At 62.6% G+C, this 14,472-nt stretch carries 15 protein-coding genes; 13 read left to right on the top strand and 2 right to left on the bottom strand.

All coding sequences use genetic code 11. From position 1 onward, the window contains the following. Nucleotides 1-277 precede the first annotated feature (277 nt). The 8 genes from GSQ88_RS34645 to GSQ88_RS34610 all read left to right on the top strand — a co-directional run bounded on the left by GSQ88_RS34645 (nucleotide 278) and on the right by GSQ88_RS34610 (nucleotide 7,739). Nucleotides 278-2,596: a RelA/SpoT family protein gene (locus tag GSQ88_RS34645; RefSeq protein WP_159012725.1), complete on the top strand. Its 2,319-nt coding sequence runs from the start codon at nucleotides 278-280 to the stop codon at nucleotides 2,594-2,596. A gap of 102 nt (nucleotides 2,597-2,698) precedes the next feature. Continuing rightward, nucleotides 2,699-3,463, top strand: coding sequence for a pyridoxine 5'-phosphate synthase (locus tag GSQ88_RS34640; protein WP_159012724.1), 765 nt, complete (start codon nucleotides 2,699-2,701; stop codon nucleotides 3,461-3,463). Beyond that, entirely contained in the window at nucleotides 3,460-3,879 is a 420-nt protein-coding gene (gene acpS, locus GSQ88_RS34635; RefSeq protein ID WP_159012723.1) for a holo-ACP synthase, read from the top strand. The genes GSQ88_RS34640 and acpS overlap by 4 nt, the downstream gene beginning before the upstream one ends. A 269-nt stretch (nucleotides 3,880-4,148) precedes the next feature. Next, nucleotides 4,149-4,910, top strand: a complete 762-nt coding sequence (gene lepB / locus GSQ88_RS34630; RefSeq protein ID WP_159012722.1) for a signal peptidase I — start codon at nucleotides 4,149-4,151, stop codon at nucleotides 4,908-4,910. Further along, nucleotides 4,907-5,725, top strand: a complete 819-nt coding sequence (gene rnc / locus GSQ88_RS34625; RefSeq protein ID WP_159012721.1) for a ribonuclease III — start codon at nucleotides 4,907-4,909, stop codon at nucleotides 5,723-5,725. Before lepB ends, rnc begins: the two co-directional genes overlap by 4 nt. Further along, nucleotides 5,715-6,647: a GTPase Era gene (era, locus tag GSQ88_RS34620; RefSeq protein ID WP_159012720.1), complete on the top strand. Its 933-nt coding sequence runs from the start codon at nucleotides 5,715-5,717 to the stop codon at nucleotides 6,645-6,647. The genes rnc and era overlap by 11 nt, the downstream gene beginning before the upstream one ends. 54 nt (nucleotides 6,648-6,701) lie before the next feature. Continuing rightward, the gene (locus GSQ88_RS34615) at nucleotides 6,702-7,082 is read left to right on the top strand and encodes a hypothetical protein (protein WP_159012719.1); all 381 of its coding nucleotides are present in this window, start codon (nucleotides 6,702-6,704) and stop codon (nucleotides 7,080-7,082) included. Nucleotides 7,083-7,118: 36 nt separating this feature from the next. Continuing rightward, nucleotides 7,119-7,739: a TetR/AcrR family transcriptional regulator gene (locus GSQ88_RS34610; protein ID WP_159012718.1), complete on the top strand. Its 621-nt coding sequence runs from the start codon at nucleotides 7,119-7,121 to the stop codon at nucleotides 7,737-7,739. Between the two features lie 35 nt (nucleotides 7,740-7,774). Here the strand turns inward: GSQ88_RS34610 and GSQ88_RS34605 are convergent, their stop codons facing one another. Further along, a complete protein-coding gene (locus tag GSQ88_RS34605; protein ID WP_159012717.1) occupies nucleotides 7,775-8,728 on the bottom strand; it encodes a fatty acid desaturase in 954 nt (317 codons plus the stop codon). Nucleotides 8,729-8,859: 131 nt separating this feature from the next. Between GSQ88_RS34605 and recO the strand changes: the two genes are divergently transcribed. From recO to GSQ88_RS34590, 3 genes are all read left to right on the top strand, one after another. Beyond that, nucleotides 8,860-9,609 (top strand): DNA repair protein RecO, encoded by a 750-nt coding sequence (gene recO / locus GSQ88_RS34600; protein ID WP_159012716.1) that lies wholly within the window; start codon nucleotides 8,860-8,862, stop codon nucleotides 9,607-9,609. 295 nt (nucleotides 9,610-9,904) lie between these two features. Next, a complete protein-coding gene (parC, locus tag GSQ88_RS34595; protein ID WP_159012715.1) occupies nucleotides 9,905-12,157 on the top strand; it encodes a DNA topoisomerase IV subunit A in 2,253 nt (750 codons plus the stop codon). 219 nt (nucleotides 12,158-12,376) lie between these two features. Next, nucleotides 12,377-13,342: a cation diffusion facilitator family transporter gene (locus GSQ88_RS34590; RefSeq protein ID WP_159012714.1), complete on the top strand. Its 966-nt coding sequence runs from the start codon at nucleotides 12,377-12,379 to the stop codon at nucleotides 13,340-13,342. 29 nt (nucleotides 13,343-13,371) lie between these two features. Here the strand turns inward: GSQ88_RS34590 and GSQ88_RS34585 are convergent, their stop codons facing one another. Continuing rightward, the gene (locus GSQ88_RS34585; RefSeq protein WP_159012713.1) at nucleotides 13,372-13,563 is read right to left on the bottom strand and encodes a hypothetical protein; all 192 of its coding nucleotides are present in this window, start codon (nucleotides 13,561-13,563) and stop codon (nucleotides 13,372-13,374) included. 173 nt (nucleotides 13,564-13,736) lie between these two features. On the opposite strand from GSQ88_RS34585, the gene GSQ88_RS34580 reads away from it, so the two are divergent. Further along, nucleotides 13,737-13,958 (top strand): hypothetical protein, encoded by a 222-nt coding sequence (locus GSQ88_RS34580; protein ID WP_159012712.1) that lies wholly within the window; start codon nucleotides 13,737-13,739, stop codon nucleotides 13,956-13,958. 58 nt (nucleotides 13,959-14,016) lie between these two features. After that, a complete protein-coding gene (locus tag GSQ88_RS34575) occupies nucleotides 14,017-14,385 on the top strand; it encodes a hypothetical protein (protein WP_159012711.1) in 369 nt (122 codons plus the stop codon). Nucleotides 14,386-14,472: the final 87 nt, after the last annotated feature.

Here is a 14,472-nt window from a genome sequence, read left to right as displayed (position 1 = left end):
TGTTCACCAAAGGCCCAGGCATTCGCCTGGGCCTTTGCTTTTGTTGGGGTTTTTATGGTTACCTTGGGTCTCTCTCGGGCGCAGGCGCGATTCCGCGGAGCTGTCCTCGAATTGATCAGCGGGGCGCCGGTTTCGCGTTAGACTGCGCACCGTTTTGAAAAATCGAGCGTTTCCGCCGCACCTTGCCGTACCTTAAGATGCAGCGTCGCTCGAAAACGCACTAGATTGTACGGTGAGGCGGGCCGCATCCGATGGTCCGCACGAAGGCAGTGATTCGATGGTGAGTTGGCGTCGCACCCCCCGGCAGATGCAGGCCGCGAACGATTCGGTCGCCGTGGCGCCTGTCCTGCGTGAGGCCGCCAAGGAGACGGCCAAGGATTCGGTCAAGGCGGCCAAGTCGCCGCGCACGCGCATGATGCGGCAATATGATCTGGTTGAGCGGGTTCGGTCTTACAACCCGGACACCAACGAAGACATGCTGAACCGCGCCTATGTCTACGCCATGAAGGCGCACGGCACCCAGACCCGGGCGTCCGGCGATCCCTATTTTTCGCATCCGCTGGAAGTGGCGGCGATCCTCACCGACCTCAAGCTGGACGATGCCACCATCGTCGCGGCGCTGCTGCACGACACCATCGAGGATACCGAGGCCACCCGCGCCGAAATCGACCAGATCTTCGGGCACGAAATCGGTGCGCTGGTCGAGGGCCTCACCAAGCTGAAGCGGCTGGAGCTGGTTTCGCGTGAGGCCAAGCAGGCTGAAAACCTGCGCAAGCTACTGCTGGCGATCGCCGACGACGTGCGCGTGCTGCTGATCAAATTGGCCGACCGCCTGCACAATATGCGGACGCTGGAATTTGTGCCGCCCGCGTCCCGCCGTCGCATCGCCGAGGAAACCCTCGACATCTATGGGCCGCTCGCCGGCCGCATGGGCATGCAGGAGATGCGGGAAGAGCTCGAGGACCTGTCGTTCCGCATGCTCGATCCGGAAGCCCACGCGGTGGTGATGCAGCGGCTGGATTCGCTTGCCGAACGTAACCGCAATCTGATCGGTGAAATCGAAAGCCAGCTCTCGCGGAACCTGCAAAAGAACGGCATGGCCGCGCATGTCTATGGCCGGCGCAAGCAGCCGTTTTCGATCTGGACCAAGATGGAGCGCAAGTCGGTCGGCTTCGAGCAATTGTCCGACATCTTCGGATTCCGCGTCGTGCTGGATTCCGTCGAGGCCTGCTATCGCGCACTCGGCGTCGTGCACACGACCTGGCCGGTGGTGCCCGGCCGGTTCAAGGATTACATCTCGACACCGAAGCAGAACGACTACCGCTCGATCCACACCACGGTGATCGGGCCTGGCAATCAGCGCGTCGAGCTGCAGATCCGAACCGAGGAGATGGACCAGATCGCGGAGCTCGGCATCGCCGCGCATGCCTTCTACAAGGATGGCGTGGGCTCGCCGACCGAACTGCTCAAGCGAGAATCCAATGCCTTCGCCTGGTTGCGTCGTACCATCGGGATCCTGTCCGAAAGTGCCAATCCGGAAGAGTTTCTCGAACACACCAAGCTCGAGCTGTTTCACGACCAGGTGTTCTGCTTCACCCCGAAGGGAAAACTGATCGCGCTGCCGCGCCAGGCCAATGTGATCGATTTTGCCTATGCCGTGCATACCGATGTCGGCAACAGCGCGGTCGGCTGCAAGATCAACGGCAAGTTCGCGCCATTGTCGTCCGAACTGCAAAACGGCGACGAGGTGGAAGTGCTCACCTCGAAGGCGCAGGCAGCACCGCCGTCGGCGTGGGAAGCGCTCGCGGTGACCGGCAAGGCACGGGCGGCGATCCGGCGCGCGACCCGCACCGCCGTGCGCGATCAATATGCCGGCCTCGGCCGCCGCATCGTGGAACGTCTGTTCGTGCGCGCCAAGATCGAATACGCCGACGACAAGCTGAAGGGGGCGCTGCCGCGGCTGGCGCGGGCCTCGATCGACGACGTGATGGCCTCGGTGGGACGCGGCGAGTTGAAGGCCTCCGACGTCGCCCGGGCGATGTATCCGGACTACAAGGAAGAGCGCATCGGGCGGTTCGGCGCCAAAAAGAGCCTTGCCGACAAGCTGAAGCTGAAATCGCCGTCCGATCCCGCGCGCAGCCCGTCCGCTATTCCGATCCGAGGCATCAATTCGGATTTGCCGATCAAGTTCGCGCCGAACGGCGGCGCCGTGCCGGGCGACCGGATCGTCGGGATCGTCTCGCCGGGCGAGGGCATCACGATCTATCCGATCCAGTCGCCGGCGCTGCGGGATTTCGAGGAGGAGCCGGAGCGCTGGCTCGACGTGCGCTGGGATGTCGACGATACGACGCCGCAGCGCTTTCCGGCGCGGATCATGGTGGACAACGTCAACGAACCCGGAAGCCTTGCCCAGGTCGCCACCGTGATCGCCGAGCACGACGGCAATATCGACAACATCAGCATGTCGAGGCGCTCGCCGGATTTCACCGAACTCACCATTGATCTCGAGGTCTATGACCTCAAGCATCTCAGCGCTATCATCGCCCAGTTGCGCGCCAAGGCCGTCGTCGCACGGGTCGAACGCGTCAATGGGTAGCTTTTTTCGTCATTGCCGGGCTTGACCCGGCAATCCATCTTTCTCAAGTAGATGGATGCGCGGGTCGAGCCCGCGCATGACAATCGGGTTAGCGAGTTCGTCATGCTCAAACTTCCCCCCCTGCGTCTCGGCGTCAATGTCGATCACGTCGCCACCTTGCGCAACGCGAGGGGAGGCGAGCGGCCGGATCCGCTGCGCGCCGCCCAGGTTGCGATCGAGGCTGGTGCCGACGGCATTACCGCGCATCTGCGCGAGGACCGGCGCCACATCCGCGACGACGACATGGCGCGGCTGAAAGCCGGGATTTCAAAGCCGCTGAATTTCGAGATGGCGGCGACCGCGGACATGCTGCGGATTTCGCTCGCGACCAAACCTCACGCGGTGTGCCTGGTGCCGGAGCGGCGGGAAGAACTGACCACCGAGGGCGGTCTCGACGTGATCGGCCAGCACAACGCGCTCAAACCCTTCATCGCGCAATTGAACGACGCCGGGATCCGGGTGTCGCTGTTCATTGCCGCCGACCCGCGTCAGATCGAGATGGCGGCAGAACTGCGCGCGCCGGTGATCGAAATTCACACCGGCGCCTGGTGCGATGCCGTGGTGGACGGCGATGCCGCGAAAGCGGAAGCCGAATGGCAGCGCATCGTCAAGGGAGCGGCGCTCGCCCGCTCCGCGGGGCTGGAGGTTCACGCCGGGCACGGCCTCGATTACCAGACGGCGGAGACGATCGCTGGCCTGCCCGAGATCGCCGAATTGAATATCGGCTACTTCATGCTGGGCGAGGCGCTGTTCGTCGGCCTCGGTGAAACCGTCCGCGCGATGCGCGCCGCGATGGATCGCGGCCGCCAGGCCGTGAGCCGGGCATGATTATCGGCATCGGTTCTGACCTGATCGACATCACCCGCGTCGCCAAGGTGATCGAACGTCATGGCGATCGGTTCCTCGACCGAATCTTCACCGATGCCGAGCGCGCCAAGGCCGAACGGCGGTCGAAAAACCAGAAAATGGTGGTGGCGACCTATGCCAAGCGGTTTGCCGCCAAGGAAGCCTGCTCCAAGGCGCTGGGCACCGGAATCCGGCTCGGGGTCTGGTGGCGGGACATGGGGGTGGTCAACCTGCCGGGCGGCCGGCCGAGCATGCTGTTGACCGGGGGGGCGCTGGCCCGGCTCGGGGCGCTGACGCCGCCGGGCCATGAGGCGCGAATCGACCTTACCATCACCGACGACTGGCCGCTGGCGCAGGCGTTCGTCATAATTTCGGCGGTCCCCAAGGCCACTTCCTGAAGCAGCCGGCGGGGACGCTGCCAACACCAAGGCTAAAACTAAAAATATTCGACTAATCAATGGATTAGCAAGTTTTGATGGTGCCATTGATTGCGCGGCTGCGAACAACCGTCTAAAACGCCGCGGGGAAACAGGGCGAATTCGGGTTTGCGCCGGGATTCGCTTTCACATCAGAATCGATCATCTCCTTGACGCGAAACGGGCTTGCTGTTCGCGTGAGGAACATGTTCTGCCACCGTGCGGTAGACGCGACGGAAATCGGGAAAACGATGAGCGTGACATCCGGAACAAAATCTGAAAGCGGCTTGGGCGAAACCATCCGTGTCGTCATTCATGCGCTTCTGATCGCCCTGGTGATCCGCACTTTCCTGTTCCAGCCCTTCAACATTCCCTCGGGATCGATGAAGGCGACGCTGTTGGTCGGCGACTATCTGTTCGTCTCGAAATATTCCTACGGCTACAGCCACTATTCGATCCCGCTGTCGCCGCCGCTGTTTTCGGGACGTGTTTTCGGTTCTGAGCCGAATCGCGGCGACGTCGTGGTGTTCCGTCTGCCGAAGGACGATTCCACCGACTACATCAAGCGTGTGATCGGCTTGCCCGGCGACCGCATCCAGATGAAGGAAGGCCTGCTCTACATCAACGAGAAGCCGGTGGTGCGCGAGCGGCTGAGCGATTTCATCGGCGAGGACCCCTGTGGTTCATCCGACGCCACCGCGCGGGTGAAGCGCTGGAAGGAAACGCTGCCGAACGGCGTCACCTATGACTCGCTGGATTGCGTCGACAACGGCTTTTACGACAACACCAACGTCTACACCGTGCCGCCGGGCAATTTCTTCATGATGGGCGACAACCGGGACAATTCGACCGACAGCCGCGTGCTGTCGGCGGTGGGTTATGTGCCTTTCGAGAATCTGATCGGCCGCGCCCAGATGATTTTCTTCTCCATTGCCGAGGGCGAACAAGCCTGGATGTTCTGGCGCTGGCCAACCGCGGTGCGCTGGAATCGCATATTCTCCATTGTGCGATGAACGACGACGCACAGGACATCCAGACCCCCTCGCAGCCGGGCGAGGCATCCGCTCAGCCTGACGCTGGGGGCGAGCCGGCTGCAAAGAAAAAGCGCAGCAAGGTCAGCGCCAAGGCTGCGCAAGCCGCGCTTGAGGCGCGGATCGGCCACAAGTTCGCCGACGCGGCGCTGCTGGCTACCGCGTTTACGCATGTCTCGGCGCTGAAGCCGGCTACCCGTCATCGCGCCGACAGCTACCAACGCCTGGAGTTTCTCGGCGATCACGTGCTTGGACTGATCGTCTCGGACATGCTGTACCGCGCCTATCCAAAGGCCGACGAAGGCGAATTGTCGAAACGCCTGGCCGATCTCGTGCGCAAGGAGAGCTGCGCCGACGTCGCGAAGTCGCTGGCACTGCTCGATGACATCAAGCTTGGTGCGGTTGGCGCCGGCGCGGGCGCTCGCTTGCGCAAATCCGTGCTCGGCGACATCTGCGAAGCGGTGATCGGGGCGATCTATCTCGACGGCGGCCATAGCGCCGCGGCGCAATTCGTCGAGCGCAACTGGATCGAGCGGATGCGCAAGCCGCGGCGGCCGTTGCGCGATCCCAAGACCGTGCTGCAGGAATGGGCCCAGGGCAAGGGTCTGCCGACGCCGGTTTATCGCGAGGTCGAGCGCACCGGGCCGCATCACGACCCGCAGTTCCGCGTCGCCGTTGATTTGCCGGGACTCGACCCTGCCGAAGGTGTTGGCGGCAGCAAGCGCGCGGCCGAGAAGGTCGCGGCATCCGTAATGATTGAACGTGAAGGCGTTGGTGGCGGTAGCAATGACGGATGAAACTCCCGACACGGGCGCACCGGCGGCTGCGACGCGCTGCGGCTTTGTCGCGCTGATCGGCGCCCCCAATGTCGGCAAGTCGACGCTGGTCAACGCGCTGGTTGGCTCCAAGGTCACGATCGTTTCGCGCAAGGTGCAGACCACGCGCGCGCTGATCCGCGGCATCGTGATCGAAAACAACGCGCAGATCATTCTGGTCGATACGCCCGGGATATTCCTGCCCAAACGAAGGCTCGATCGCGCCATGGTGTCGACGGCCTGGAGCGGGGCGCATGACGCCGATCTGGTCTGCGTGCTGCTCGATGCCAAATCGGGCATCGACGAGGAAGCCGATGCGATCCTGAACAAGCTTGCGACGGTCAAGCACGACAAGATCCTGGTGCTCAACAAGATCGATCTGGTGCCGCGCGAAAAGCTGCTGGCGCTGGCCAAGGCCGCCAACGACCGTCTGCCGTTCCAGCAGACCTTCATGATCTCGGCGCTGTCCGGCGACGGCGTCGATGATTTGCGCGCCACGCTCGCCGCGATGGTGCCGCCGGGGCCGTTTCATTATCCCGAGGACCAGATGTCGGATGCGCCGCTGCGGCATCTGGCGGCCGAGATCACCCGGGAAAAGATCTTCCGGCAGCTGCATCAGGAATTGCCGTACCAGTCCACGGTCGAGACCGACAGCTGGACCGAGCGCAAGGACAAGTCGGTCCGCATCGAGCAGACGATCTTTGTCGAGCGCGAAAGCCAGCGCAAGATCGTGCTCGGCAAGGGCGGCGCGACCATCAAGTCGATCGGCGCGGATTCGCGAAAAGAGCTCACCGAGATCGTGGGTGTGCCCGTGCACCTGTTTTTGTTCGTGAAGGTGCGCGAAAACTGGAGCGAGGATCCCGACCGTTACCGCGAAATGGGCCTGGATTTTCCGAAGGAATAACCGGCGTCCCCAACTGCCACCTGGCAAAAACGACCTGAAATGAATGCACCGCGAATGAACGTACCCAGGAACGTGGTTTGGTTTGAGGCGCTGTTGTATTTGTCACTGACACTCGATGCGCTGTCGGTCGCGTTCCAAGATCGCACGCCGAGCGCGGAGATGACGGAACAGATGATTACGACCGCGACCGTGATGGCGGCCGGCATGATCCTGTTGCTGGTGTATTTCGTCTGGCTGGCGGCGCAACGGCGCAAGAGCTGGCCGCGCTGGGTGCTGCTCGCCGCGCTGATATTATCGGTCTATTCGCTGCTGGAGACTATCGGCGACGTCGGCATGCTGCTCGATAGCGCGATCGAAACCGTGTCCTGCGCATTGACGGTGGGCGGGCTGTATTTCTCCTTTACCGGCGACGCGAAGGGCTGGTTCAACGGGTGATCTGACAAGCGCGAGGGGCGAGTGAAAGGTCGGGTTATGGCGAAGAGCAGGACCGGACCGGTGAGTGCCACGGCAGCGGGCCGCCGTGGTCGACCCCGCTCCGCGGAGGCGACGAACGCCATTCTGCAAAGCGCCTACACGCTGATGGCGACCACGGGTCTGGCGGCCACCAGCATCGAGGCGGTGGCGCGTCATTGCAATGTTTCAAAGATGACTATCTACAAATGGTGGCCGTCGAGAGAGGCGCTGCTGATCGACGCGTTCCTGAACCAGGCATCCGTGGTGCTGCCGCTCTCGGGCACCGGCGACCCGGTGGCGCGCGTCAGACGTCACGCCGCAGCCTATACGGAAGCGCTGCTCGGCGAGTTCGGCAAGGTGCAACTCGCGGTGATCTCCGAATGCATCTCGAAGACCGGATCGGCGGAGATGTTCTACGAGCGCTATCTCAACTTTCGAAGGTCAGCCACCGTCGAGATCATCGCGGGGGGACAAGAGGATGGCAGCATCGGCGCGGTTGGAGCGCCGGAGAACCTGTATGACGCCATCTATGGCAATCTGTTCTACCGCTACGTCTTCGGGATCAAGCCGCTCTCGCCGGCCTACGCGCGCAATCTCGTCGACAGCCTGCTGAGACCGGAATCCGATAGCGGGCGCTAGTCAAGGTACCGCACGCTGCGGATCACTTGGCGAGATCATTTGGCAAGACGCCGCGTTTGCCGGAACCAGGCCCAGGTCTCCCGTGTCACAGCGCGGTAGCCGTGGCCGAGAAACACGATCTCGTCCGCGACAATCCGGTTCAGCTTCGGCAGCGCATGGAACGGGACGGAGGGGTAGGCGTGGTGCTCGACGTGATACGGCATGTTCCACGCAAACCATTTGACGAACCGCGCCGTGATGGTGGTGCGGGTGTTTTGGAAAGCGCTGCGCGTGCGTTCGCATCCGGTGTGTTCGGCATAGAGGTAGGGTCTCAGGATCATCTGGCCGAACAGCAGCGGGATAATCCATATCCAGAGCAGGATCGCGCTGTGGAGCGCCAATGAGGCGAGCAGCAGCAGCGCATAGGCTGCCACGTAGACGCGCGCCTCGGTCACGACGATGCGACGCTTGTGCTCGGGAACCCAGGGCACGGAGACGTTGCCGGTCAAGGCATGGCGAAACATCAATCGCACGCGGATCGCGACCTGCAGGAGACCGCTATAGGCGAGCGCCAGATGGGTGTCCGAGGCCGGGACCGGCCCCACCAGCAATTCCGGATCCCTGTCGGGGTCCTGCGTATGGCGATGGTGGTCCCAGTGGAACAGGCAGTAATACTCATAGGGCAGGGCGATCGCGAACGACGACAGATGGCCGGCGGCAAGGTTGAGCGCTCTGCTCTGAAAGGCTGTCTTGTGGGCCGTCTCGTGTACGGCCATGAACAGGAACGCCACGAAATAGCCTTGCACGGCGATCAGCGGCAACGCCCATCCGATGCCGTATCGCGAGGTCACCATCCAGACCAGCGTGCCCAAAACGGCGATGACGCCGTAATGGCTGACCACGCGAACGAGCCCCTGAAAATTGGACCGGGCCGATAGCTCGCGCAGCAGGGGCGGGCTCAACGGCCGTCTGTCTTGGGATTTCGGCCCGGAAGCTACGGCCTCGCTCATGGTCGCAATCGCCTCATGTGTACAATAACTGTACTAGTTGTACACTAATTGCGATGCGGCCGCAAGCGGAGCCCGTCACGCGTTCGCGCGACCCGGTGGCTTTGCCTACCCTGCGTGATAAACTTCCAACCATGGAATGGACCGACGAAGGCATCGTGCTGGGCGTGCGGCGGCATGGCGAATCCTCGGCCATCGTCGAACTGTTGACGCGCGAGCACGGCCGCCATCTCGGTCTGGTGCGCGGCGGCGCCGGCAAGCGGATGCGTCCGTTGCTGCAACCCGGCAACAGCGTCACCACGGTGTGGCGGGCACGGCTCGACGAGCATCTTGGCTATTATGTCGTTGAAGGCACGCGTTTGCGTGCGGCGACCCTGCTGGAATCGGCGCATGCGACCTATGGCGTCACCCATTTGGCCTCGCTGGTACGGCTGCTGCCGGAGCGCGATCCGCACGAAGACATCTACGAGATGCTCGGCCGGATCCTCGATGATTTCGACGACGCCGGCGATGCCGCCGTGCATCTGGTGCGATTCGAACTGGCGATGCTGGCCGAACTGGGTTTCGGGCTCGATCTGGAAAATTGCGCGGCGACCGGCGGCACCACGGAGCTGATTTATGTTTCGCCGAAATCCGGCGGCGCGGTATCGCGGGCCGCCGGCGAGCCTTACCGTGACCGGCTGTTGCGTCTGCCGGCTTTTTTGCGCGAAGGCGAGGGTGGGTCAAACAGCTGGTCGGATCAGGATTTGCAGGACGGTTTTCGGCTGACCGGGCTGTTCCTGTTGCGCCACGTGCTGGAGCCGCGCGGGCAGCGCCATTCCGATGCCCGCGACGGGTTTATCAATGCGGTAGCGAAGCACCGGGCCGGGATGCCGGTTCCGTGACGGCTGGGCTGCCCGCGTGGACGAAAAAACCCGCCCTGTCGAAGGGGCGGGTTAAAGTTGTTCATTGGGGCTAAATTTCCGCTTCCGAGCCGATTAGGATCAGGAGCGGCAGGAAAGTAGCCTCGCCAAAGCTTATCGCGGCGGCCGCCAGGGGCAACGGGATTAAAGCGAAGCGGTCCCAGGCCATATTCCCGGTCGTGGAGGCGACGATCCCGGTTTTGTGACCGAACACAGGCCGCGCCGCCGCACTGATTCGCGGCTTGCCCGATTCACCCCAAAAGTTTAACCCCTCCCCATGGGAAAGAGACTGATTCCGCCTGAACCGGCCGAAATTCACGAGGTGATGCTGCGTGACGCGCTCGAGGAGCGCTATCTCGCTTACGCGCTCTCGACCATCATGCATCGCGCACTGCCGGACGCCCGCGACGGCCTCAAGCCGGTGCATCGCCGCATTCTCTACGGCATGCAGCTGCTGCGGCTCGACCCCGGTACGGCGTTCAAGAAATCCGCCAAGATCGTCGGCGACGTGATGGGTTCGTTCCATCCGCATGGCGACCAGGCGATCTACGACGCCATGGTGCGGTTGGCGCAGGATTTCTCCTCGCGGTATCCGCTGGTCGACGGCCAGGGCAATTTCGGCAATATCGACGGCGATAATCCGGCCGCCTACCGCTACACCGAAGCGCGCATGACCGACGTCGCGCGGCTGTTGCTCGAAGGCATCAACGAGGACGGCGTCGAATTCCGTCCTAATTATGACGGCCAGTCGAAAGAGCCGGTGGTGCTGCCCGGCGGCTTTCCGAACCTGCTCGCCAACGGCGCGCAGGGCATTGCGGTGGGCATGGCGACCTCGATCCCGCCGCACAACGTCGCCGAACTCTGCGACGCCGCGCTGCATCTGATCGAGAAGCCCGACGCCAAGTCGAAGGCGCTGCTGAAATGGGTCAAGGGACCGGATTTCCCGACCGGCGGCATCATCATCGATTCCAAGGACAGCCTTGCCGAGGCCTACATGACCGGGCGCGGCTCGTTCCGCACCCGCGCCAAATGGAACCAGGAAGAAGGCGCCCGCGGCACCTGGGTGGTGGTGATCACTGAGATTCCGTGGCTGGTGCAGAAGTCCCGGCTGGTCGAGAAGATTGCCGAACTGCTCAACGAGAAGAAGCTGCCGCTGGTTGGCGATGTCCGCGATGAATCAGCGGAAGATATCCGCCTCGTCATCGAACCGAAATCGCGCGCGGTCGATCCCGAATTGCTGATGGAGTCGCTGTTCCGGCTGACTGAGCTGGAAAGCCGGATTCCGCTGAACCTCAACGTGCTGGTGAAGGGCCGCATCCCCAAGGTGCTCGGCCTTACCGAATGCCTGCGCGAATGGCTCGACCATCTGCGCGACGTGCTGTTGCGCCGCTCGAACTACCGCAAGGAGCAGATCGAGCATCGGCTGGAAGTGCTCGGCGGTTATCTGATCGCCTATCTGAATATCGATAAGGTGATCAAGATCATCCGTACCGAGGATGAGCCGAAGCCGGCGCTGATTAAGGCGTTCAAGCTGACGGAGGTCCAGGCCGACGCCATCCTCAACATGCGGCTGCGCAGCTTGCGCAAGCTCGAGGAATTCGAGATCCGCACCGAGGACAAGAACCTGCGCAACGAGCTGAAGGGCATCAAGTCGTTGCTCGGTTCGGAAGTGGAGCAATGGGGTAAGGTCGGCGACCAGGTCCGCAACGTGCGTGAGATCTTTGGACCGAAGACACCGCTCGGCAAGCGCCGCACCCAATTTGCCGACGCGCCCGAGCATGATCTCGCCGCCATCGAGGAAGCCTTTGTCGAGCGCGAACCAGTCACGGTGGTGGTGTCCGACAAGGGCTGGGTGCGGACGCTGAAGGGCCATGTCGCCGATCTCTCGACATTGACCTTCAAGACCGATGACAAGCTCGACCAGGCGTTCTTTGCCGAGACCACCTCAAAGCTGCTGCTGTTTGCGACCAATGGCCGTTTCTATTCGCTCGACGTCGGCAAATTGCCGGGCGGCCGTGGCCATGGCGAACCGATCCGGCTGTTCATCGACATGGACCAGGATGCTGCGATCGTGTCGCTGTTCGTCAACAAGGGCGGCCGCAAGTTCCTGGTGGCGAGCCATGACGGGCAGGGCTTTATCGTCAACGAGGACGATTGCGTCGGCAACACCCGCAAGGGCAAGCAGGTGCTCAACGTCGAGATGCCGAACGAAGCCCGCGCGATCGCGACGGTGATGGGCGATAGCGTCGCGGTGATCGGCACCAACCACAAAATGGTGATTTTCCCGATCGACCAGGTGCCGGAGATGGCGCGCGGCCGTGGCGTGCGGTTGCAGAAATACACCAGCGCGGCGTTGTCTGACGTGACGACCTTCGATCTCAAGGCCGGCCTGACCTGGAAGGATTCCTCCGGGCGCGACCAGAGCCTGACGTTGAAGGAACTGGCGGATTGGCGCGGCAATCGCGCCGACGCCGGCCGCCTCGCGCATGGCCTGCCGAAGTCCAACAAGTTCTTGCGCGGCGTCGAGTAGACGAAGCGGAAATCTTCAATCGTAGCCCGGATGAGCCAACGGGTCGCGCGAATGCGCGCCCGATGACAGGCTCCGCGACATCCGGGGTATCAGCTAGTCCCGCATGTGGCTTCGCTTATGCGGGCTACTGAGAGGACAGCGGGCGTAATAGTATTCGGGTTTTCAAGTGCGCTATAATCGCGGTCGAAGACATTGACCGGCAACGATTGTTCAGGCGCCATGGCCCATCAGCACGACCACGACCATCATGACCATTCCCATCAAGATGGCCACGGCCATGGCCATTCGCACGGCCATGTCGGGCACAGCCACGCACCTGACAATTTCGGATTTGCGTTCGCGGCTGGCGTTACGCTCAACACGGTGTTCGTGGTCGCGGAGCTGGCTTTTGGCTATGCCGCGAACTCGCTGGCCTTGATTTCAGACGCGGTTCACAATTTCTCCGACGTGATTTCACTGCTGTTGGCCTGGGCGGCGTTGTGGCTGGCCCGCAAGCAGCCGACGCAGCAGCACACCTATGGTTATCGGCGCGCCTCGATCCTGGCGGCGCTGGTCAATGCCGGCCTGCTGTTGATCGCGGTCGGTGGCATCGCGGTCGAGGCCGTCAACCGGATCCAGGAGCCTGCCGCAGTGGCGGGCTGGACCGTCGTGCTGGTCGCAGCACTTGGCATCCTCGTTAATGGCGGCACGGCCTTGTTGTTCATGCGGGGACGTCACGGCGATCTCAATATTCGCGGCGCCTATCTGCACATGGCGGCCGATGCCGGCGTGTCGTTTGGCGTGGTGATCGCCGCGCTGGTGATCATGGCGACCGGATGGCTGTGGGTCGATCCGGTGATCAGCCTTTGCATCGCGGCGGTGGTGCTGGCGAGCGGGTGGGGCCTTGCCAGGGACAGCGTCAATCTCGCGCTCGACGGCGTGCCGAAAGGCATCGAACTGGCAAAAGTGAAGGATTATCTGGTTACGCTCGAGGGCGTGACCGAGCTGCATGACCTGCACATCTGGGCCATGAGCACCAACGAAACCGCGCTGACGGCGCATCTGGTACGCCCGGCCGGCTTCAACGATGCCTTCCTGCACGGCGTTTGCGAAGAACTTTCGCACCGCTTCAACATCCATCACGCCACGTTGCAGATCGAGGCGAGCAGCGAGGTATGCAAGCTCGCGCCGGCGGAAGTGGTTTAACTGCCGCTTTCTGGGGACGCCCGAAGCCTTCAGCCCTGCGGCACCGACACGGCCGGCGGCGGCGCGGGTGGTGCCTTCTTCGGCTTTAGCGTCCCGGCATAGAACGAAAGTCCGCCGATCAGGATGAGCGCGACGAAATAGGTCGCGTAGGCTTGAGGCCGGGTGGTGGCCCACTGCACCAGGCCCTGGAAGCCGACCGGTCTATCGCTCTGATTTTCCATGACGGGGTTTTGCTTTAAAAGGGACCGGATTGAAAGGCCGAATTGCACCACGCTGCCGGCTGATGGCCGGTAGAGCAGTAGGGCTGCCCACGTTTCACAGGGCTCTTGCCGCTCGGCACGAAATTTGCTGGAATAAATTCGGGTGGCTGGAGAACCTTAAAGGAAATCTGGCAATGGCAACTCAGATCGTAATGGATCATACCGGCGATACCCGGCATCAGTTCGATGCCGAGGACCTCGAGGCGCTCGTAAAGGCTGAAGAGCGCTTTCGGACACTGACCGGACTTGGCTTTACCGCGGCCGTGCGCGGTGCCTCCGGCGACGTCGCACTAACGAAAGCGTTCGATCCGACCGCGGAAGAGACCTTGTTCTATCCGCGCCTAGTTGGTGGCTGAACAGACCCTCCGGATCATGTCGGTGCTTCGGAGGTGGTTGGCTCAGGGACGCTCGCGCATGTGCGCCTTGCGCGAGCGCCTGGGTGAGCTGCTGGCTGAAAATGATTGCGAGGCTCGCGGTCTCAAACTGCTGCGGGAATGGCTCTCGCCCGAGCAACTCGCCCAATTCAACGCCAACAGCTATTTCGACGTCATCGGGTGCGACAGCGGAAAGAAATACCGGATCCGCTATGGCTCATCGATGAATATCGAGGAACTCGACGACCGGGGACGCCCCCGCGCGTGCTATTGTTTCCTGCCCGATCTTCACCTCGTGCCGGGTGATATCCTGCTGGCGCAAAAGATCGCGCTTGAGGCCAACGAAGTTGCGGCGTTGGCGATCGCCAACAAGTTCACGCCCCGAACCAATATTCCGATGCCTCACTGAGATCCGCGCATGGCGGTTTCCGTGGCAACCCTGCGGTCCGCGGAAAATCGTTGGCGGCCGAGGGCAGCTCGCCACTCCGGCCCTTGT

Source organism: Bradyrhizobium sp. S69, assembly GCF_009766005.1.
GTDB lineage: Bacteria > Pseudomonadota > Alphaproteobacteria > Rhizobiales > Xanthobacteraceae > Bradyrhizobium.
This window is presented reverse-complemented; position numbering and strand designations above follow the sequence as displayed.

What these genes read in the sequence shown, in the direction of transcription:
- GSQ88_RS34645 (WP_159012725.1), top strand. Translation starts at nt 278, where the DNA reads ATGGTGAGTTGGCGTCGCACCCCCCGGCAGATGCAGGCCGCGAACGAT.
- era (WP_159012720.1), top strand. Translation starts at nt 5,715, where the DNA reads ATGACGGATGAAACTCCCGACACGGGCGCACCGGCGGCTGCGACGCGC.
- lepB (WP_159012722.1), top strand. Translation starts at nt 4,149, where the DNA reads ATGAGCGTGACATCCGGAACAAAATCTGAAAGCGGCTTGGGCGAAACC.
- GSQ88_RS34640 (WP_159012724.1), top strand. Translation starts at nt 2,699, where the DNA reads ATGCTCAAACTTCCCCCCCTGCGTCTCGGCGTCAATGTCGATCACGTC.
- GSQ88_RS34575 (WP_159012711.1), top strand. Translation starts at nt 14,017, where the DNA reads ATGTGCGCCTTGCGCGAGCGCCTGGGTGAGCTGCTGGCTGAAAATGAT.
- GSQ88_RS34610 (WP_159012718.1), top strand. Translation starts at nt 7,119, where the DNA reads ATGGCGAAGAGCAGGACCGGACCGGTGAGTGCCACGGCAGCGGGCCGC.
- recO (WP_159012716.1), top strand. Translation starts at nt 8,860, where the DNA reads ATGGAATGGACCGACGAAGGCATCGTGCTGGGCGTGCGGCGGCATGGC.
- rnc (WP_159012721.1), top strand. Translation starts at nt 4,907, where the DNA reads ATGAACGACGACGCACAGGACATCCAGACCCCCTCGCAGCCGGGCGAG.
- GSQ88_RS34585 (WP_159012713.1), bottom strand. Translation starts at nt 13,563, where the DNA reads ATGGAAAATCAGAGCGATAGACCGGTCGGCTTCCAGGGCCTGGTGCAG.
- acpS (WP_159012723.1), top strand. Translation starts at nt 3,460, where the DNA reads ATGATTATCGGCATCGGTTCTGACCTGATCGACATCACCCGCGTCGCC.
- GSQ88_RS34580 (WP_159012712.1), top strand. Translation starts at nt 13,737, where the DNA reads ATGGCAACTCAGATCGTAATGGATCATACCGGCGATACCCGGCATCAG.
- GSQ88_RS34590 (WP_159012714.1), top strand. Translation starts at nt 12,377, where the DNA reads ATGGCCCATCAGCACGACCACGACCATCATGACCATTCCCATCAAGAT.
- GSQ88_RS34615 (WP_159012719.1), top strand. Translation starts at nt 6,702, where the DNA reads ATGAACGTACCCAGGAACGTGGTTTGGTTTGAGGCGCTGTTGTATTTG.
- GSQ88_RS34605 (WP_159012717.1), bottom strand. Translation starts at nt 8,728, where the DNA reads ATGAGCGAGGCCGTAGCTTCCGGGCCGAAATCCCAAGACAGACGGCCG.
- parC (WP_159012715.1), top strand. Translation starts at nt 9,905, where the DNA reads ATGGGAAAGAGACTGATTCCGCCTGAACCGGCCGAAATTCACGAGGTG.